A 21,008-nucleotide genomic window follows, 5' to 3' on the forward strand; every position below is an offset into this window, starting at 1 on the left:
AATTAGACTTAAATACTTCTGGGCAACTTCTGAAAGGACGAGTATAACAGGGTATTAGGTACTGGGGGCTAGGTATTGGGGACTAGGAAAGAGTCTTCTCAATGGCCAATCTCCAATCCTCAATCCTCAATTCCTAATCCCTAATCCCTAATATCCAATCTATGGCAAATCGCTCACGCAAGCTGACGCCAAAATCCTCGAAACCAAATAAACCTCGTGCTGGTGCGATAAAACGCGTCGTTAAAAAACCCCAGAAAAAGCTAAAACGGGGAAGTTGGTTGTCGTCAATGTTAGCGATCGCAATTCTGTTAAGTAGTGCTAGTATAATTATTGCTTTTGCCTGGATTAGTGTTCTCTTCATCTTCAATCCAGATCAGGTAAGCTGGCTAAATAAAATTTTACCTACATGGGCACAAATCCCCCTTGGTAAACACGAACGCCCCCAAACTCTCAAACAAATTCAACTCGATTTGAGTCAGAAAAACCAAATATTTGGGGAAACTCTGCCTTTACATCAGGATGTGAAAAACTCATTTTTACTACCAGTTTTTCAACAGCGTGCTAATTGTCAATCTGATTGTGAAGAACTGGTGGAACTCAGGGTTTACGAACGCTCAGTTGAGTTAGAGTTTAAATCTCAGTCAGAAAATTACTACTATCTAACAACTCAATTACCTGTAACTGGCCTAGATGAATCCTTGGTGATTTCTTCTTTGCTTGATGGGACATCAGAAGCCCAGGATATCAGCATTCCTCTACCTTTAACTAAAGTGCAACGCTTTGAAGGTAAGACACCATCATCAGGCGTTTGGTTTAATTTGCGGGGTAAACGTCAACAAGGAAGTGTTGCGATCGCTTATGGTCAAGTCGTATACTACAATCCAGAACGCACTAATTTACTACAAATGTTGTCTTGGGCTAGTCCTAATGGACAATTGCCCAAATGGCAGCAGGTAACTGGTGATAGTACCAAAGAGTTAGTTGTTGAGCAAACAGTAGGTTTAGAACCACACTTACAAGTTTACCAAGTCAAACCTCTGAAGTTATTCCTCAAACCAATTCAATTGGAGGCGATTAATCTCAAATCACCAGTTATCAAGGATTCTGCATACCAAAATGCCCTGTCAATTGCCCGTAGTGGATTGTGGACACCAGCTTTTGAATGGTTGAAATTCATTAAGAAACAGCGCAAAGGAGTTTTACCAGAGGCGGCGCAAGCGCAAATGGATTTGATTCGCTTGCATTCCCAACTTACTAAAATTCAAGCCCAGAAAAATTGGGCAAGTCCGAGTCAAGAAGTGCTGGCAGATTTGATTGATGGTCGCTGGGAGAAAGCTTTACAGGTGTTTGAAGCGTCGTCACATAATGCCCAAGAAATTGCTACTCTACTTAAAACTGATGAACAACGCTTATGGAATCGCACATCTGCGGCGTTGCGGGTGAACCCAAATAGGCGAGAGGTACAAGCTTGGTTTGCTTTGATTTTAGCAGTTCAACGGGGAGAAGAACATACTAATTCCTGGTTAAAGGCGCAACCAAAAATTACAAAAGATAATCTTGCCTATATTCAAGGTCTGTTAGCAAGACTCAATGGTGAGGGTACAAAGTCGCAAATATCTTCTACTCACCCTAGTCAGATTGTTGGTACAGTCCAACCAATTACCCAAGTTACCAACAGCGAGTGGCTGCAACCAAATTCTTCAGCAGATTTGAAACTCACGGATAACCAAGTTTGGTATCAGGTGGAGGTGAGTGCATTTAATGACGGAAAAGGCTGGTTAAATTCTCCCTTTGAGAATTTCAACCCACCCAAAACTGACGCAGCTAAATTTTTCTGGAAAACTTTGGGAATTACTTCTGACCCGGAAATTCAGATTGTAGTTTGGTTGCCAAATGGGGAACAACAAATTACTATAGCCGCTATTAAAGCGGTGCAACTACAGGGTAAAGTTTTACGGCTATTAGCTGCTGGCCCAAGAATTCCAGTGAATCAAAATGATGTTCTTCAACCTAGACCTTTAGCCCTGACCAATGCAGCACTGGAGTGGGTGCAACCATCTCCCATCACTCTACGAGAACTACATCAACAAAATCCCGAAGGGGTAAAGGTAATGCTATCGAGTTTGTGGCAATCTTTACAGCAATCTGGTGAAGTTCCAGATGGTGATATTCCTAGCTTTGAGCAGATGCAGGAAAAGTTGGGTGATTGGCCCGTTCAAGTGATTGATTTAACAAATAACGCTCAACCAGAAATCATACTGACTATCTCACCAGAAGCAATAGTATCCTTGAATCAACCGATATCTGGAATTCAAGAGGAAAACACAAAGCAACGCCGTGACCGGACTATAATTTTGTCTGATGGTAATAAAGTCATTTACACTGATTTTACAGGAAATTACTTACAAAAACTCTCTGCGATCGCCAAGCTTTCAGGGGTGCAATCCTTAGCTTTACTGGTAGAAAATGCTCATAACTACAGTTTGAGGCGCTGGTCAGAGAAAAATCAGCGCTTTGAATAATGCACCCCTGACTCAAATTTCCCCTTTACTCAAATTTAAATTAAAGAGGTTCAAAGCGTAGGCGTAGCCCGCACTTCTCTACGAGACGCTGCGCGTAGCTTGCTTCCCCGGAGGGGTACGGCTGCGCGGAAATCGAGCGACTTGCACTGAGTTTCGACTACGCTCAACTACCGCGCAGTCGAAGTGAGTCGAGATTCAGTGACCATCGTAGACATCGCTGTTGGACAAAACTGAACTTATTCTTTTTCGTTAGTTTCGGCTAGACGTTGGTGCTTCAGGTTTTCCAACTGCTGCAACAGAGAGTCTACTTCTGCTTGTAAATGCATCAATTTAGCTTGCTGATCGTCCTGATAGTAAGACTTGGTTAACTTACTGACCCAGTTAGCCTGGGACTCGCGATCGGAAACACTAGATAAATAAGTAGGCATTGTTAATTAAATCCACAACTTAACTCACACCATTAGAAATATTATAATAATGCTCTTTTAAGCTTTATTATAATATTGGATATTTTCAATCAATTACTCTAATGGATTTTTGGGTCAATCATAAGAGACGGTGATTATAAAGGCTGTGTTCCAAAGAAAACATCGCCCAAACTCTGCAAAGTTTCCGTTCACTCGACGTTACTTACAAGTATTTAATTTTAGCCTGTCAATTATGGTTGTACTAATTATTATCGCTGTTTTTAGGGAATTTACGCAATAAATTATATGTAGACTATATCAAGAATTAGGCCAAATTATGAAAAAACGTACTTGGATATTGGTGTCAACTTCAGCTATAACTCCTTTAAAACCTGGTTTCCAGCCAGATATTGGGAACGAGACAATCTCTAAAAGCTAGAACGGACGCATCTATGTATATTTCCGCAGTGAAAAATAAGAGTTTCAGAAACTTATTGCGTAAGTATCATTATGTTTACCGAGCATTTTTCACCCCGTTAGCATCCCCAAGCTAAATTTGTTTAACCGAAGGTTGCTGTGGCAATTATGATAAACTGACATTCTAAATAAAATAAAAGTAGCAAGTTTAACCCCTGCACCACAAAAAATAATATTCTTAATGGAATTAAGGGACTAGTAACTGGGAACTAGCAAAGAAAAATTCACTTTCTTTCTCTTCCCCATGCTGTACTTCCCTATCCCACCCTGTCTAAATATCCAATCCTTACATTAAAAAATTTTAAATCCTGTGACTTTGAGCCTGTCTGTTGCTACATCTTATCGCCAACCCTGGCCTGGACTGATAGAAGCCTATCGCGAATACTTGCCCGTCAGCGAAAAAACACCGATTGTCACTCTATTGGAGGGCAACACACCTCTAATACCAGCGCCAGCGATCGCAGAACGCATTGGCAGACAAGTGCGGGTTTTTGTAAAGTATGATGGTCTGAATCCCACCGGCAGCTTCAAAGACCGGGGAATGACTATGGCAATTTCCAAGGCCAAGGAAGCAGGGGCAAAAGCAGTAATTTGTGCCAGCACTGGCAATACTTCAGCCGCCGCCGCCGCTTACGCTAGACGCGGAGGGATGAATGCCTTTGTACTGATTCCCGACGGTTATGTGGCGCTGGGCAAGCTAGCTCAAGCATTACTATATGGGGCAGAAGTATTGGCAATTAAAGGTAATTTTGACCAAGCTCTAGAAATTGTCCGCGAGATGGCCGAAAGCTATCCAGTCACTTTGGTGAATTCCGTCAATCCCTACCGTCTCGAAGGACAGAAAACAGCCGCCTTTGAAATTGTCGATGCGTTGGGTGATGCACCAGACTGGTTGTGTATTCCCGTGGGTAATGCCGGAAATATCACAGCATATTGGATGGGATTTTGTCAATATCATCAAGCTAGAAAGTGCGATCGCTTACCCCGAATGATGGGATTCCAAGCCGCAGGTGCAGCCCCCTTGGTACATGGTCAGCCAGTGGCGCATCCCGAAACCCTAGCAACAGCAATTCGTATTGGCAACCCTGCTAGTTGGGATTTAGCGATCGCAGCCCAAACTGCAAGTCAGGGAAATTTCCACGCCGTTACCGATGCCGAAATTCTCGATGCTTATCGACTTTTAGCATCATCAGAAGGTATCTTCTGCGAACCTGCTAGCGCTGCTTCTGTCGCTGGGTTGTTGCAGGTGAAAGACCAAGTTCCCACAGGAGCGACAGTGGTTTGTGTACTCACAGGCAATGGTCTAAAAGACCCAGATACAGCCATTAAACACAATTACAGTCAATTTAAACAGGGTATTACAGCAGAATTGGGTGCAGTAGCTGAGGCAATGGGATTTTAGGGCATTGGGCAAAACCCTTCGGGTAGGGAAAAGGGAAAAGGGACAAGGAGGGAGCTTTCCTTTCCCCTTTGCCCCTTGCCCTTTCCCCTTTGGCGTTGCCATCTCCCCTGCCCCCTACGCCCTGCCCCCTGCCCCGGCCCGTTCGCGTGTCAAGCTGTCAATAGCATCACCCAAGGCAGTAGTCAGGCTATTACGAGTTTGGGCATGGTTGTCTTGCTCAGTTTTCAACGCTTGCAAAAGGCGATCGCGTTCTTTGATTACGGCGATGAGTTTAGCTTGCAAGTCCTCGACAGATTTTAGCTTTTCTATTTCTTGTTGGATAGCTACTGGTGTCTCAGCAGCCAGTGTCTGTAGCTCAAAACCCTGGAGTTTGTGCAAATCTGCTTTCAGAGATGCGATCGCCTGTTGGGACAATTGGGCATCTGTGCGGCGTTGTTCTGCTTCTGTATTGTAAAGCTGTCGCCATTTTTGGGCACTTTCCCAAGCAGCATCGCGCTCATGTTGCAGCCCTGCCATCTGCTCTTTGATTTCCTGAATTTCTGTCAACCACTGCTGTGTTAAATCTTGATTCATAAATTAATAGTCATTAATCATTAGTCAATGGTCATTAGTCAAGAGTCATTAGTCAAGAGTCATTAGACATCTGGTAAAAACTCGGTATACTTGCAGTAAAAAAAAGATAGATGCGATCGCTACGCAAAATTTGGCACAGTAGTTAAGAAACCTAATCAGTTTTAACTCTAAATCATGCCAAAACCTCGTTTTTTTCGCTTTTTTCGTCACTTGAATTGGCGCACGCTCAAAAAAACTTTTTCCAGGACAATCGAAAGGCGACTTTTGGGACTCGCCTCGGAAATCGCCTACAATGCCATGCTATCGCTATTTCCAGCAATTCTTGCGATTATCACAGCCATTGGCTTATTGGCAGAATCTTTACAAAACACTTTTAAACAATTGGCAGCGCAACTAAGCCAAGTCTTGCCTGAACAAGCTTTGGATTTGATTCGTGATTTTGCCACCACAGAAATTACCAACTCCAAAAACACTGGTTTGTTTTCTCTGAGCTTTGTATTAGCAATTTGGACTGCTTCTGGAGCGGTAAATACGGCGATGACAGCCCTTGACCAAATCCATCAAATTCCTCCAGAAAACATACGTCCCTTTTGGAAAGCCAAGCTCGTCTCTCTGGGATTAACAGTCGGTACTATGTTGCTTTTAGTACTGGCTTCTTTCTTAGTATTTACCAGTGACTGGCTATTGGGAATGGTAGTACGTGAGAATAGTTCTTTAATCTTCTTGTTACATCTTTGGCAGCTGTTACGCTGGCCTTTAGCTTTAAGTATTGTTGCTGTTGCCTTTGGCTTTGTCTATCGCTATGGGCCAAGCAAGTGGAACTCAGGCACGCCAATGATGCCCGGAGCAATTTTAGCAGCTGTTTTCTGGGCAATATTATCTGCCCTATTTCGATTGTATGTGGCGAATTTTGGCAATTATAATAAAGTATATGGTGCTGTAGGGGCTGTGATAGTTTTAATGCTCTGGCTGTCAATGAGCGCTGCTGTTCTGTTAATCGGCGATCAGTTGAACGTGACAGTCGGCGAAGAAATGCGTTTAAAAGCGCAGTCGCAATCGAAAGTAAAATATTAATTCGTAAATCCCTGAGAAATTGATTGCAAAAGCTCAGTAGGGGAGTAAAATATCTAACGATTCAATACAAAGTTAGCGATCGCCTTCATGCCAGATTCTCCACCTCGATTTTCGATGATTGAACCTGATACCAAAGCACCCACCCTAAAGCGCCTGCGTCAGTTAAGTCGGCTACTGGATAATGTTATTACCATTCCTGGCACACAAATTGGTTTTGGTTTAGATCCAATTTTAGGACTCATACCGATTGGTGGTGATTTTTTGGGAGTGATGTTTTCTTGCTACATCATCCTAGAAGCAGCCCGGCTAGGCGTATCTAGAGCCACTCTAGGTAAAATGGTTTTGAACGTAATCATTGATGGCTTGGTAGGTGCTGTCCCAGTTTTGGGAGACTTTTTTGATTTTGCCTGGAGAGCTAACACTAATAATATCAAGCTATTAGAAGATTACTTAAAATTTCCTAGCGAGCAAAAGAGTGCAGACAGGTGGTTTATCTTTGCCGTATTGGTTGGATTGTTGCTAATCTCCATTGTCTTAGTAGCATTGCCCGTGATCCTAATTAGAATCCTGTGGAACGCCTTAACCGGCGGTTAAATTGTTTATTGATAAAAGAATGAAAGATTGGTGGCAAGCTACTTTTCCTAAAGGGCGGCAAAGTCTAGTTATTACTGATGCTAAAGGGTATCCTATACAAATTGCTTATGGCGAAAAAGGTAAAGGTAAACCGCTAATTTTATTACATGGTATGGGAAGTTGGAGCTACAATTGGCGGCACAGCGTAGCACCATTATCTAAAAATTATCGGGTAATTTGTTTTGATGCTAAAGGTTTTGGTTTTTCCGAAAAACCATTATCTCGTAGAGAACACAATGGCCATCAAGTTATTGAGTTTCAAAGGGTTATTCAGGCATTATGTGATGAACCCGCAGTGATTGTGGCTGAATCTCTAGGGGGATTAGTTGCCCTTGCTCTTGCTCAAGAAAATCCGCAGCTAATCGGACGACTGGTAGTAGTAAACGTACCTGTTTTTGCCGAACATCTACCCCATTGGGCTATGTGGGTACTTGCCCAAACGCCCTTAGAAGTAATGCAAACAATTGACTCTTTACGTCTGACATATTTATTTGCACCTCTATTTAGAGAAGTTATGGCAATAGAAAGACGTAGAGTATTATTCGATCCCTCAATCTTGACGCAGGAAGATATCTATTGGATAACTTACCCGTTTATTGAATTACCTGGTGCGATCGCAAAAGTTGCCGAAGAATTACAAATAGCCGCGCGAGAAATTGAAAATTGGCAAGCAAATAAGCCAAATATGCTCACCAAAATTCAAAATAACCTGAGTGCAATTAAGTGTCCCACACTAGTTTTGTGGGGCGAGCAAGATAGTTGGTTTCCTGCTAGTCATGGTAAAAAATTACATCAACATATCCCTAATTCCAAATTACAGATTTTATCTAACTGCTGTCATGATGCCTCAACTGGGGCTTCTGAGGTGTTGAATAAAACGATTCTTGAATTTTTACAAGATACTAACTTCTAAAGAAGAATTCAAAAGCCAGAATTCAGAATTCAATAATATTTTAGTAAGCGTTTTAAATCTGGTGATTCAGACGCTCTCTACGTTCGCGCAGCGTGTTGCAGATACAAATACTTAAGTTAAAACAACAGCCTAAGCCAACAAACGATTACGTTGATTCACCAGATTCAAAGCCGTAAATGGTTCACCGTCAAATTCAATTTGCCTTTTTCGTATGCCGTGCTTTGCTAGATAGTCTGATACATTCATCCAACGGATTTGTTGGTCTGAAGTACGGATGACAAGCATCACCGGATAATTTTGACTGTCGGGATGCCAGTATTTAGCGTGGGGTGGTTTAGGGAAAATCTCTTTACCGTCTCTTTTGCGCTTAGATAGATATGAGTCTCCAGACTTAAAGTGCAGATAAACTCGCTTGCCACTGGCTTCTCCTTGGTCATTTTTGAACTCGATCTCACCATCAATGCCGCAGTCAGAGTTTGAGATTTGGCGAAAGATTTGTCCTGCCTCCCCAGCGATCGCATAGGCATGTCCCACCAAAATCAGTTCTTTGCTTTGGTTATCAATAACAGCTTGGGATTTAGCTTCTAGTTTACGAACTCGTTCTTGGAACTCCGGTGAGGCAAATTTTTCCTCAATTAAATCCCAAAGGGGAACTCGCTCCTCACAATCGACGCAGAGAATGTCTTTTTTGCCTACTTGTAAGCGTTTCTGAACCGTTTTGAGATTTTCGACAGGGGTAGCACAGTGGGGGCAAACATAGTGGCGATCGCGATGCACCTCCGTACCTTTTCGGGATAGGTGCTCATGGACGTATCGAATAAACGTGACTTTAGTATCGATAGAAATTTTAGGGTCACAGTAAACCATTAACTCTGCCAAGCCTTCCCGCTTCTTTGTCAACTTAAAGCCAATTTGCTGACCTGTGGGAGCTTTGAAGTCGGCAGCAAATTTCCAGAGACGGTCGTTATCAAAGGCTGACGTATGATGCAGGCGCACTACCAGGGTTGCATAAATCTCTTCAATCCCACCTTTAAAGCGATAGCTCACGATCGGGGCGGGATGATCTTCCAGGTCAGGACGTTCGCGTTTGAAGAATGACGGCAATACGAGTTGCGTTCCCTGGTCGGTTTCTTCTCTTAAGCAGATGCCATAATCCACCAAGGTTTGATGCATTGCCCGCAGTACAATAGCTTCGTCGTCAGGTGGTAGCCGCTTCATGTCTTGAAAATCCAAATTGGCATCGAGGATGTCTCGTTCTAGGATGCAGCCGATTTCTTCGGGATGTTCGCGAACCTTACGTACCAAGGCTGAAGCATAAGCATTGATGCGTTCGGGCTGAAGCAGCACAAAATCGCCAAACTCTAGCTTCCAAACTAATCCTGGCCCAGCCAGCAGACCGACAACGGCCCGTAGTTCTTCAATCGCAAAGGATTCATGCGGCAGACGGAATTCAAGCTGCTGTTTGAGTTCCGCCATACGGAGCAGAACCTTATCTTCGTCCCTCAGCTTGATGATTTCCTCTTTGAGGGTTTTGAACGTCTGGGTGGTCGTTGTCCAGGGGATAGAATCCCAATCGATGTTTTCAATAATGGCCTGGAGCAGGTCGTTGCAACCAGCACCCGTTTGAGCACTAGTTTCCAGATAAGTGGTAAAGCCTCGCTCTTTTTGAAATTCCTCAATGCTCTTTTTGCTGACCATCAAGCCGCCTCGGTCACAGCGACCCGCAACCAGCAGCTTTTTGAAAGCGCGACGAGACGCTTTTTCTAAGTCGCTGTCCCACTGTCCTAGCCCTTCAAAGGGATTTTCTTGCTGGGGATTAAACACCATTACCGCTAGCTGGGTTTCATCCATAAATAACTGATGGATAAGGCGATAGTCGGGCTGTCCGGCAAAGTCCCATAGCCAAATTTCGCGGGCGGTATTTGAGGTGTTGGTGTCTTGGGGTAGCTTGAACTGAGAGGCCCAGTGAGCATCAGTGGAGATTGTCGGTTCAAAGGTGTTATGGGTGAGGCGCAGAGCTAGCCCAGATTTGCCGACGCCAGTATCCCCCGCCAAAATGACTTTGGCATTAGTGTAGCGCGTTCCGAGAGTGGCTTCGCTCGAACTATCAGGCTCAGGTAGTTGCCAAATCCTCAGCGTTCCTGCCGAACTTGAGATAACGGTCTTGCCATCGGGAGTAATCGCAACTGCGTACAGACTAGCCGTGTGGCCTGCAAACGTGGCTCGGCATTGTCCAGTAGCTAAATCCCAAACCTTAAGGGTAGCATCGTCAGACCCCGATACAACGGTCTTGCCATCAGGAGTAATAGCAACTCCTAACACACTACCCCTGTGGCCTGTAAACGTGGCTCGGCATTGTCCAGTAGCTAAATCCCAAACCTTTAGGGTATCATCGGCAGACCCCGATACAACGGTCTTGCCATCGGGAGTAATAGCAACTACGTACACATTATCCATGTGCCCTGCAAACGTGGCTCGGTATTGTCCAGTAGCTAAATCCCAAACCTTGAGGATAGCATCCTCAGACCCCGATACAACGCTCTTGCCATCGGGAGTAATGGCTATGAAATATATTGTACTGTCATCGTCATCTTGTTTAAGAACTATTGGCTCCTGGATAATAGAGTCCATTGACAGGGCAGATTCTGATGGCTCAATTTCTCGCCCTCGGCATGTAGCTAAAAGCTTGTCGTAACTTTCATCCAATGTATTGCGCCAGTCGATGTAGAGAAACTGGGCAATAATGTTGGGTCGTTCACAATCAGCAATCAAAATGGGAATGAAGCGACGTTGGGTATTGGTAGGATCGCGAAATAAAAGTGATAGGTGTTCTAGCTTGCCCCACTCAGATTTAAAGTAGTTAGGCGACATGCACATCAGCAGTGTGCGTGACTGCTCTACTCCCTGCTGAACCTTGAGCGGTATTGAGTCTCCCGGTTCAATCACCCAGGCATCAAGCCATACCCGGACAGCATCATTCTTTAGCCTTTTCGCCAGGTTATGAACAACAGCCTTGTCTTTTGTGCTATAGCTCAGGAAAACATCAAATGCAAACTTATTACTCATGGCTCAACTGGGCAGCTTGATAGAACTATCATCATGATGTTTGTTCTTTTACCAATGACAAAGCTGGTTCAGCATTTCAACTCTCCAGTGCTGATGCACAATTTTTACAAACCCAAAGATACGGCTCCTGCTTAAACTTCATGAACAAGACCCTATAGCAATAGCAAATTTCCAAGAAAAACTTGCTCAATTAACAATAGCACGAGTGGCTGCTGCCACCCTGATTGCCATTGCCGTTACTCTGATTGTCGTGCGTGCAGGTCGGCGCAAAATGCTCGACTGGCATAGTCTGCGGGGATTAAGTTTTTTACAATTAGGATTACGCGAAATTGAACGTTTATGTTATCAACGCTTCCCAATTCCCCTATTAGCTACCTTACCTCGAAAGAGTCCTCCACCTGCCACTGCTTCACTAAAAAAACGATCGCAGATAGAGCAACAAATTGAGTTCTCCCGTGTTCCTGTCTTCTCAACTTGAGCCACCAGAAACTTTTCTGCACCACTAAGCTCCTGAATTCTGTTTCAATAAAAAGAGAGTGGGAGGAAGCATATCCGTTAGCTTTCAAACTCCCACTCTGCCATTTGCTACTGAAGTGAACAGGAATGTATACAGACGTTGCCCGTTATTAGGGGGCTAATGCGTACTTCAACAACGCCTATATGCATTTAATATTCCTGTTGCAGCAAATGCCAAACCTAATTATTCATATTTATTTGCTGATAACAATCCTCTGCAAATAATTGATAGAGATAGTTTTTTATTTTTGTAAATCACTTAGAAAATAGTGTTTTACAAAAGGAATTTGCTTACGTGGTAGCCCCTGACAACAAAACCCTTGAAGTCGTTTATCTTCATATAATTTAACTTGGTTAATCAAAAGCTGGTTGCCATTTTGGCAAGTTTTTAAATTTTCTAATTGTTCATATCTAACTTTTTAAAAGTAGTTAAACTGCTACATAGCACAATACGGTTCAGTTAAGTCTTAGATCCCCCCTAGCCCCCCTTAAAAAGGGGGGAATTAGATTCAAAGTCCCCCAATTTATCGAGGGATTTAGGGGGATCTTCAATAATTGAGTTTCACTAGCTGAACTGTATTGCTATCTAGCAATTAATAATTCGCTCATAACAAGATTCCCGACTTATTTAATAAGTCGGGAATCTAAGCCAAGCTAATTGGCAAAAAGCGTTAATTTAACGGGGTTTTACTTTACAGTAGTATTAATACTGGCGTAAAATTGCAGACAGTGAACTATTTTTACGAAGATCCATCAAGTCTGCTAAAGGTTCTGTGGGCGTATCCAGGTGATGCTTGTGCTCTGCTGGTAGAACCGTTACCAAATGCTTTGTTTTAGGTTGCATCTGCATAACGGGCATCAGTTGTGGCTGTGGCACAAAAATTGGCTGCTTCTTGGGAAGATGTGGTTCCAATCTTTGGTAATGGTTCTGTGCCAAGCGTGCCTGATGGCGGTTAACCTGTTTTTGGACTTTTTGTGGTTGCTTTGTCCGGTTGAGCAGTCGGAAAATCAGCAAAGAACCACCACCACAACTGAGAACGATCGCAGCCATCATCCATAAAGGTGTAGGATTACCATTCTCAGAGGGCGGACTAATTGGTTCTTCAACTATAACTGGGATTTTTTCTGGTTCTTCTTGTGCTATTGGGCCAGCATTACCTAAGCTATACAAGGCAAAGGCACCACCTCCTATAAACATGGCTAAACACCCGGTTAACAATAGCCAAGGATGATGTGCAACCAGATATATCAGAACGTTCGAGCTTTGTTTTAGTCTCGATTTCCTGTTTGTCAGCTCTGGAGTAGCCCTTTTTAATTGGATTCGCCCGCGCTGTACACTCTGACTTTTTTCCATGATTACTTTCAGATTTGTACCCCTCTAGTCAATAAATTGTACTGGAGGAGTCAAGCATCAGGTATCCGTAACAAAATTTCAGATTCAAGTAGCTTTTTTGTAAAATAGATGCTACTAAATCTGGCTAATTTTTGCCAAAGTTCTGTATTTCGTGTGACTTTTTGCCGTAATAATCTGAAATCAGTTCGGTTATTTTCTCTGTCACTTAGGAGAATGTCTTTCAAGAGCAAGTTGAATTAATCGGTCAACTAATTCGGGAAAGGAAACTCCACTATGGGCCCAGAGTTGGGGATACATACTCGTCGCAGTAAAGCCTGGCAACGTATTGATTTCATTAATAAAAACTTCTTTTGTCGCTTCCACATAGAAAAAATCTACCCTTGCCAAACCCGCAGCATCAACAGCTGCAAAAGCTTGCAAAGCCATATCCTGAATTTGACGGGCGATCGCATCTGGAAGTTGTGCCGGTATCAGTAAATCTGCTAGACCTTCAGTATATTTAGTTTCATAGTCATAAAAATCGCTGTCATAAGTAATCTCTCCAACGACAGAGGCTTGAGGTTGATCGTTACCTAAAACGGCACACTCAACTTCCCTGGCGACGACACCAGCTTCTACAACTAGCCTTCGGTCATAACTGGCAGCACTATCTAAAGCAGCTTCTAATTCTTGGCGCGATCGCACTTTGGCGATACCCACCGATGAACCCAAATTAGCAGGTTTGACAAAAGCAGGATAACCCAATGCTGCCTCAATGTCATCACACAATTTCGGAAATACGCAAGGATTAGACCAAACCTGCGCTCTCGTAATCGCCTTATATTTTACCTGTGGTAGTCCTGCTTGCTCAAAGGCAATTTTCATGGCAATTTTATCCATCCCCATTGCCGAACCTAACACTCCAGAACCGACAAAGGGGACTTGCATCAAAGTCAGTAAACCTTGAATTGTCCCGTCTTCACCGTTGGGGCCGTGGAGAATAGGAAACCAAACATCCACTTGGGCAACTTGAGAGGGAGATTGCCACTTACTTAAAGTTTGGGCTTGAGGATTGGATGTCAGATTTCCTTCAGAAGTTGATTCTGCTGATTCAAGTAGCGGAGTGCCGGTTGCTAAAACCTTTTCGGGTGCTTCTCCAGCTAGCCAGCGTCCATCTTTTTGGATGTAAAAAGGCAGGATTTCGTACTTATTAGCATTTTGTTCTGCACTTAAGGCTTTAGCGATCGCCCGTGCTGAATTGATCGAAACTTCATGTTCTCCCGAACGACCGCCAAACAGTAACCCCACGCGCAGCTTAGTCATTTTCGGTTCCTCCACACTTCTCAAGCAGATAGCGTATCATAACCTACAAAAGTTGCCATCTTTTTCTATATAATTTTTTTGCCTGTTTTACCCTGGCTAGAAAAAACTCTCGATTTGAGGTGTGAAAATTTTTTCACAAAAGTATTGTAGTGATTTCGGGCAAATTCCCACTTATGCTCTGGGTGCGATCGTCGCAAGCATCCCTAGCAAGGTAAACAAACATTTACAATAGTTCCTTTTTCAGGAATGCTATCGATTATCAATTCACCGCCATATAATTTCACTATATGCTGAACAATAGCCAGCCCTAACCCAGAGCCTTGTTGTTCCCATGACTTTCGATTAAATTGCACAAAAGCTCCAATTTTATCAATTTCTTCAATTGTCATCCCCTTACCGCGATCAATTACATATAAATTAAATTTACTACCTTTTACTTTACTGATAACTTTAACTTCACTGCTTGCCAAAGAGAATTTAAAAGAATTTTCCAATAATTCTTCAATTAGAATACTCAAATTTTCTGCTGAGATTTTTACTGTAGATTCTTGGATATCTAGTTTTAAATCTTTTTGTCTACAGTTTTCTGTAGCTTTTTTGAAAGCGACTTCACTAATAATTCTCTCAGCAAGACATTTATCTTTTTGTTCTCGGACTTGACGGATTTTCTCAGGATTTTTGGCTATTAATTCTAGATTACTATATAATAAAAATCTTTTAACTAATTCATTCAAGCGATTAGCAGATGTATAAATTAATTCTGCAATTTCGACTTCTTCAGAACCAGGCATGATGCCACAATTTTCCACCAACAACTGTGACATACCGAGAATACCATTTAAAGGAGTATTCAGTTCGTGAGGTAATGAGTGAGCAATATTCATTCTGAGCTCGTCTAATTTTGCTTGAGTTTGCCGCTCAACCAAAGCGTGTTTCTCTAGACGACAAGCGATCGCATTGAGTAGTTCTTCAGGAGTAAATGGTTTTGTCAAATAGTCATCAGCCCCAAAATCCATTCCTTGACGAAAATCTGAACGCTCTGCTTTTGCAGTAACAAATATTAAAGGAATATGAATAGTTGCTTCATTTTGACGTAGAGCAGATAGCACGCTATAGCCATCTAATTCAGGCATCGTAATATCACATATAATTAAATCTGGTAATTGTTTTTTAGCAATTTCTAATCCAATCTTACCGTTTGCAGCTATCAAAGTTTCAAAATCAGAAAGTTGTAAAATTTCCTGAATATTTTCCCTGACTTGGGGTTCATCTTCTATGATTAAAATTGTGTTCATCTATGATTAATAAAAATAAGAATATCATTTTTATTGGTCTAGTATCTGAACTGGCTCAACAAGACAAATTAAGTTTCAATAATACTGTACAATCATTTCTCTAACCTAAGTAAAAACACTGAAGTTTTACTAGATAATCCTTTGAGAATCATTTACTGTTTATGATGATTAACCAAATTAAATATGTGCAAGACTTTGGCATTCTCAGGAGTTAGTAATGTTTGTAAATTCTTTATTTCATTCAAAAGCATTATTTCTTTAGCATACTCTTGTTGGAGAATATTCAAATAGCGATCACGCTCAATATCTGATTGAGCTTTTTTTAGCATATAGATTGCCATATTAATATTTGAAAGTGGATTCCCTAAGTCTTGTAAAAGTTTTTGTAAAACTTCATTACGTATTTCTGCTAAGTGTTGGCTTTCTTGCAGTTTTTGTGAATTTACTTCTATTTGCTGCTTCAAATTGGCATTTTTTTCATGTTCTTGTTCATATTGTTGTTTGATTAAAGTTGCTTTTTCTAGCCTAGCCAATCTAACCTTAATTGCCTTTATAAGTTCTTCTGTAGAGAAAGGTTTTGTGAGGTAATCATCGGCTCCTAACTCCATACCTTGGCGGAAATCACCACGGTCTACTTTTGCAGTCATAAAAATGACTGGGATAGATTCAGTTAATGGGTCTTGGCGTAAAGCTGTTAGTACACCATAACCGTCAAGTTCAGGCATCATAACGTCACAACATATCAGGTCTGGTTTTTCTGTTTTAGCAAGTCGTAATCCTTCTAAACCATTATTTGCAGCAATAGCATGGAAATCTGATAAACTTAAAATCTCTTGAACATTTGAACAAATTTGAATTTCATCTTCGATTACTAATATTTTTTTGTTCATTGACTTATTTTAATATTGATTTTCACTAGGCACTTTTATTTTGTCTATAGCGTTTCCTAATCATACAAAGTACATCATAATCCCTTCATCGCTTGCGGGGATGGGTTTGGGGGTTGGGTTGCTGTACCTCAGTCAACACAGAAACTCTATATAAACGCAGATGCTAGAACAGATTCTCTAGCTTAATTATTTGGGAATCTACATAGGATTCTAAATCATATACTGTAATTTATTATTCCCTAAAATTATTCAATAATAATACGTTATATATTTTTAATTGACGACATTGCTTATAATTAGTGGCAGTTCCACCCTAAATGTCGTACCAACTCCGATCTCGCTAGTAAAGGTAATTCTCCCTCTATGAAGGTCTATACAATTATTGACTATTGCCAAACCTAATCCCGTTCCTGGAGTATTACCAATATTACTGGCTCGGTAGAATGGTTCAAATAAATTCTGCTGTTCCTCTGGTAAAATACCAATACCTTCATCTTTAATTAAAAAAACTGCGATTTTATCTTGAACTAATAAATCCATTTGAATATTACTACTGTCTGGTGAGTATTTGACAGCGTTTGAAAGCAAATTGCTTAGTATTTGTCGCAACAGTTTATCGTCTATACAAGCCATAAAGTGATGACCTGTTGATAAATTCCCTAAATACTGGGGACAGAAGGCTAGGGTATGCTTGGGAGAAGTGAGTTGAATTTCTTCTACTAAAGAGCGACAAAAATCAACCAAATTAATACAAGTTGGTTCGAATGCTAATTTTCCAGCTTGAGCTTTATTAATTAGTAAAATATTATCTAAAAGTTGAGTAGTGTGTTGAACATAAGTCTGAATGCACTGGAGATGTTTCTGCTTTTGTTGTTCATCCAGTTTATGACTAAAACTTTTTAAAATTCCCGCAGAGGAAGTAATCACAGCCAAGGGAGTTCGGAATTCATGGGAGGTCATAGAAATGAAGCGAGATTTCAACTCACTGAGTTCTTTTGCTTTTTCTAAAGCTTTACAAATATTTTCTTCAGCTTGTTTGCGTTCGCGTATATCTTTAACTACCCCAATTACATAAATTGGTTTGCCAATGGTATCTCGAATCAGCGAAACCGTTAGATTTATCCATATTACATCAGCATTTTTATGTAAGTAACGCTTCTCAATGGAGAACGTTTCTATCTTTCCTGCTATTAATTTTTGCAACTGATTTACATAGATTTGAATATCTTCTGGATGTGTGATATCTCTAAAGTTTTTCTGAAGTATTTCTTCTTGGCTATAGCCTAAAATTTCACACAACTTTTGGTTAGCTTTCAGAAAATTACCATCTAAAGTTTCTAGTTTAATTCCCACAGCAGCTTGATTAAAAATAGCCCTAAGTTCTGCCTCACTTTTTTGTAAATCTAAAGTGCGTTGCTGAACTCTAACTTCTAAATCTTGATTGAGTTTTTGTAGGGCTTCTTGCGCTCGTTGCCTTTGCAGTTCAGCAGATGCTCTGGCTGCAAATACTTTGAGAATTCCTTCAAATTTATGTTGGTCAGGTATAGGTTTGTCATCTACTATGCATAGTGAGCCAATTGGTTGACCAAAATCATCACTCAAAATAACTCCCATAGAACTTTCAGCTTCTATAGCAGCTAATTTTTTAGCATTAGGAAAAACTTGCTGGATTCTCGAACTACAATGGTAAAATCTTTGCTGAACCAAAATTTCACACAGAGTTGATTTTGGGTCATAGCAAATATTAGGTTGTAACTGCCCATCAGACCAAAATCCTAAAGTATGAGCTTGACCATCAATTAATTCACTTACTAAAGTATTGCGGACATCTAAAGTAGAAGAAATATGCTCGACTAATGCTGGAAAAAAGTCACGTCCAGTCGTAGAAGCCGTACTTTCTATCAAACTTTGTAAAGCTATTTCAGCTTGTTTGCGTTTTGTAATATCGATTCCAATTGCAACGGCAGCTGTGTTTTGTTGATATTTTTGAGCTACGAGCAAATAATTGCATGTTTTACTATTAATTTGAACATCAATAACCTTAGAATCTGCTACATCTTGACTATCTAAAAATTCATGCATAAATTCGGTAAATTGCGGGCTGTTTTCCATAAAGCCCAATTCTTGACCCACAAAAGCATCGGGAGTCAAGTTAAAACTTTCAGCTAAATGGCGATTAACTCCTAAATAATATCCATCATCATTTACCCAAGAAACAAATCCAGGTACTGCATCTAAAACTGTTTGTAATTGCTCTTTTGCTTGTTGCAGATTTTTTTCTGCTCGTTTATATTCTGTAATGTCCTCGGAAATACATAACAGGTATTCAGGTTGTTGGTCTTTGTCATACAAAGGAATTTTAGTAGTGTGTAAAATTCTTCTGCCAAAATTGAGGCTGTCAATAGCTTCTTCAGAAATATTTTGAGGTACACCGCTTGCAAAAGTTTCTAGGTCTTTTTGACAAAAAAAGTCTGCTTGTTCTTTCGGGAATAATTCGTAATTTGTTTTGCCAATAGCCTGTTCCGCCTTAATACCAAAAATGTTTTCGCAGGTATGATTCCAGAGCTTGAATTTCCCAAAACTTTCTGGTTTGGCATCTTTAACAAAGACGGCCACAGGCAGATTGTTAATCATTGACTGTAAAAAATTGCGAGTCTGCTGGAGCTCCTCTTGTGCTTTTCGACTCTCAGTTATGTCAATGCCTGTACAGACAATATACTCAACTTGATTATCCCCATTAAGTAAGACCTTACTTGACCAAGAAATTAAGCGGCGATCGCTATCTTTAGTAACTAAATAAGTTTCGTAACGTTGAGGAAACTCTATCTTTGCTAAATTTTGAAAAATACTTTTGATACATTCTGTTTTTTCAGATAACAACAGCACATCCCAAACAAATTTTCCTTTAACTTTATCAAATCCATAACCCGTAGTTTGTTCGCAAGTATGATTAAAGCGAAGAATTTTCCCCTGAGAATCTAGTACAATAACTAACGCATCTGCTAGATTCAAAACGGTAGAAACAAAATTACGCTCTAATCGCAGTTCTGCTTCGATTCTCTTGCGTTCTATAAGTTTAACTCGTGTATAATTATAGAGTTCAGCTTGGAAAATAGAAACTGTCAGCAGACTCGTAGGAGTAACCAATCCAATTAATTCTCCTTGCTCTCCTACAATAGGCAGATGGCAAATTCGATGTTGCCTTAATAAATGCAACGCAGTAAAAACATCTTTAAAATCTTTTAATTTCAGTGTTATTAACTCCCTTGTCATCACTTGAGCAACACTGATACCCTCTATATTCTTTCCTTGTGCTGTCAGCTTAATTAAATCTCGCTGCGTAATTATCCCTACCAACTGCGAGTTTTCCATAACTAAAACACAACTGGTGGTTTGAGATGTGTTGCTATCTATCTCTTTACTTGAGTTTTTCAAATAATTAGTATTTTTGTTTGACAATTCATCATAATTACCTGATGCTTCATTAATTAGTGAAATTACATCTGGAAGTAGAGTCACAGAGTTAACAATCAGTGGATGACGAATGATAGTCAGTTGTAAATTATCAGAACTGAGAGAGTTAATAAACATTATTTATAGATGCCTGGAACCAAGTTATGTTGAGCAAAGATATAAATAATATTTTTACTGATAATTTTTTTGAAAACATCAGTATTTTCTAGGATTAATTATATTCTCACTTTTTCATAAGAATAATTCAGAAATCAGGAGTCAGAGTTGCTGTATGAATTCTGTACAAGTGGTTAATGAATATTGGTTATAACCCTACAACTCTTGGAGACGTACTCGCGTTCGTCCCGCTATGCGCTTTCGTTGCTGGTGGACGAAAAATTAAAATATTCAACAAGCTAAAACTCTATTCCTTTATGGGTAGAGTATTCTGAATTCTGTATTCTGACTCTTGATTTATATAAGCTTTACATTCTTATTAAGAAATACATCAAATTTAAAACATGAGTTTTTTTAGAGAGTATATTATTGATTATTGGCGGGAGTTATGAGCTTTGACTTCATTTAAAAAATATTTTAAGGTAGATGCAGCTTAATGGTAATATAGGCAATTGGAACTAAGTAAAAATTATCCTTTGAGCAAAAGACTTATCTTTAAAACATCGGATTATGTTCAGAATCCCAACATTTATCATTTTGCCAAGTTCTACCACTATATTGGCAGTCAAACTTATTGTTAATCCAGGGAATTGATGTAGGACTGGCTTCCGAAGATGAGATTATAGAACTAACTGAAGACAGGATGTCAGAGGCAATAACAAAGCTAGAAACTCCTAGAATAATTGAACCCACTAAAAAAAACGTAAGATTAATAGGATTCAGTTTATAATTGACAGCTTTCATAAAATACAATTGCTGCTTTATTCGATGATCTGCACCAGCTAGTGACATTAACTTAAAACTCCTTTTGAAATTGGGATGAAGTTGAAAAACTGAAAACCGCTGAACTTGCTATAAACAAATATCTTCTGGTAATTTTCTAATAATTTACAAGGTATTTTTCTTTGCTTTAAGTTTATTATTCAGGATTTAAATCAAAAAGGATATTGAGGA

14 protein-coding genes are annotated in these 21,008 nt (G+C 40.4%); 6 read left to right on the forward strand and 8 right to left on the reverse strand.

What is annotated here, in order from left to right:
- Positions 1-161: 161 nt before the first annotated feature.
- On the forward strand, positions 162-2,522 hold the full coding sequence (locus RMX98_RS09225; protein ID WP_322681265.1) for a hypothetical protein: 2,361 nt from the start codon (positions 162-164) through the stop codon (positions 2,520-2,522).
- A 236-nt stretch (positions 2,523-2,758) separates the two neighbouring features.
- On the opposite strand, the gene RMX98_RS09230 is transcribed toward RMX98_RS09225, so the two are convergent.
- Positions 2,759-2,950, reverse strand: a complete 192-nt coding sequence (locus RMX98_RS09230) for a hypothetical protein (RefSeq protein WP_322681266.1) — start codon at positions 2,948-2,950, stop codon at positions 2,759-2,761.
- 766 nt (positions 2,951-3,716) lie between these two features.
- On the opposite strand from RMX98_RS09230, the gene thrC reads away from it, so the two are divergent.
- Positions 3,717-4,808: a threonine synthase gene (thrC, locus tag RMX98_RS09235; RefSeq protein WP_322681267.1), complete on the forward strand. Its 1,092-nt coding sequence runs from the start codon at positions 3,717-3,719 to the stop codon at positions 4,806-4,808.
- Between the two features lie 114 nt (positions 4,809-4,922).
- On the opposite strand, the gene RMX98_RS09240 is transcribed toward thrC, so the two are convergent.
- Entirely contained in the window at positions 4,923-5,381 is a 459-nt protein-coding gene (locus RMX98_RS09240; protein ID WP_322681268.1) for a hypothetical protein, read from the reverse strand.
- Between the two features lie 174 nt (positions 5,382-5,555).
- Between RMX98_RS09240 and RMX98_RS09245 the strand changes: the two genes are divergently transcribed.
- The 3 genes from RMX98_RS09245 to RMX98_RS09255 all read left to right on the forward strand — a co-directional run bounded on the left by RMX98_RS09245 (position 5,556) and on the right by RMX98_RS09255 (position 8,001).
- Positions 5,556-6,455, forward strand: coding sequence for a YihY/virulence factor BrkB family protein (locus tag RMX98_RS09245; protein WP_322681269.1), 900 nt, complete (start codon positions 5,556-5,558; stop codon positions 6,453-6,455).
- A gap of 87 nt (positions 6,456-6,542) precedes the next feature.
- A complete protein-coding gene (locus tag RMX98_RS09250) occupies positions 6,543-7,049 on the forward strand; it encodes a DUF4112 domain-containing protein (protein ID WP_322681270.1) in 507 nt (168 codons plus the stop codon).
- Positions 7,050-7,068: 19 nt separating this feature from the next.
- Positions 7,069-8,001, forward strand: coding sequence for an alpha/beta hydrolase (locus RMX98_RS09255; RefSeq protein ID WP_322681271.1), 933 nt, complete (start codon positions 7,069-7,071; stop codon positions 7,999-8,001).
- 129 nt (positions 8,002-8,130) lie between these two features.
- Here the strand turns inward: RMX98_RS09255 and RMX98_RS09260 are convergent, their stop codons facing one another.
- A complete protein-coding gene (locus tag RMX98_RS09260; protein ID WP_409881347.1) occupies positions 8,131-11,067 on the reverse strand; it encodes a TIR domain-containing protein in 2,937 nt (978 codons plus the stop codon).
- Positions 11,068-11,272: 205 nt separating this feature from the next.
- On the opposite strand from RMX98_RS09260, the gene RMX98_RS09265 reads away from it, so the two are divergent.
- Positions 11,273-11,545, forward strand: a complete 273-nt coding sequence (locus RMX98_RS09265) for a hypothetical protein (protein WP_322681273.1) — start codon at positions 11,273-11,275, stop codon at positions 11,543-11,545.
- A gap of 741 nt (positions 11,546-12,286) precedes the next feature.
- On the opposite strand, the gene RMX98_RS09270 is transcribed toward RMX98_RS09265, so the two are convergent.
- The 5 genes from RMX98_RS09270 to RMX98_RS09290 all read right to left on the reverse strand — a co-directional run bounded on the left by RMX98_RS09270 (position 12,287) and on the right by RMX98_RS09290 (position 20,015).
- Complete coding sequence (locus tag RMX98_RS09270; protein WP_322681274.1) at positions 12,287-12,781, reverse strand: hypothetical protein; 495 nt, start codon at positions 12,779-12,781, stop codon at positions 12,287-12,289.
- A 357-nt stretch (positions 12,782-13,138) separates the two neighbouring features.
- Positions 13,139-14,239, reverse strand: a complete 1,101-nt coding sequence (locus RMX98_RS09275) for a D-alanine--D-alanine ligase family protein (protein ID WP_322681275.1) — start codon at positions 14,237-14,239, stop codon at positions 13,139-13,141.
- Between the two features lie 203 nt (positions 14,240-14,442).
- Positions 14,443-15,534, reverse strand: a complete 1,092-nt coding sequence (locus RMX98_RS09280; RefSeq protein WP_322681276.1) for a hybrid sensor histidine kinase/response regulator — start codon at positions 15,532-15,534, stop codon at positions 14,443-14,445.
- Between the two features lie 152 nt (positions 15,535-15,686).
- The gene (locus RMX98_RS09285; RefSeq protein ID WP_322681277.1) at positions 15,687-16,424 is read right to left on the reverse strand and encodes a response regulator transcription factor; all 738 of its coding nucleotides are present in this window, start codon (positions 16,422-16,424) and stop codon (positions 15,687-15,689) included.
- A 273-nt stretch (positions 16,425-16,697) separates the two neighbouring features.
- A complete protein-coding gene (locus tag RMX98_RS09290; protein WP_322681278.1) occupies positions 16,698-20,015 on the reverse strand; it encodes a PAS domain S-box protein in 3,318 nt (1,105 codons plus the stop codon).
- Positions 20,016-21,008: the final 993 nt, after the last annotated feature.

It is taken from the genome of Nostoc sp. DedQUE02 (genome assembly GCF_034531035.1).
Taxonomy (GTDB): domain Bacteria; phylum Cyanobacteriota; class Cyanobacteriia; order Cyanobacteriales; family Nostocaceae; genus Nostoc.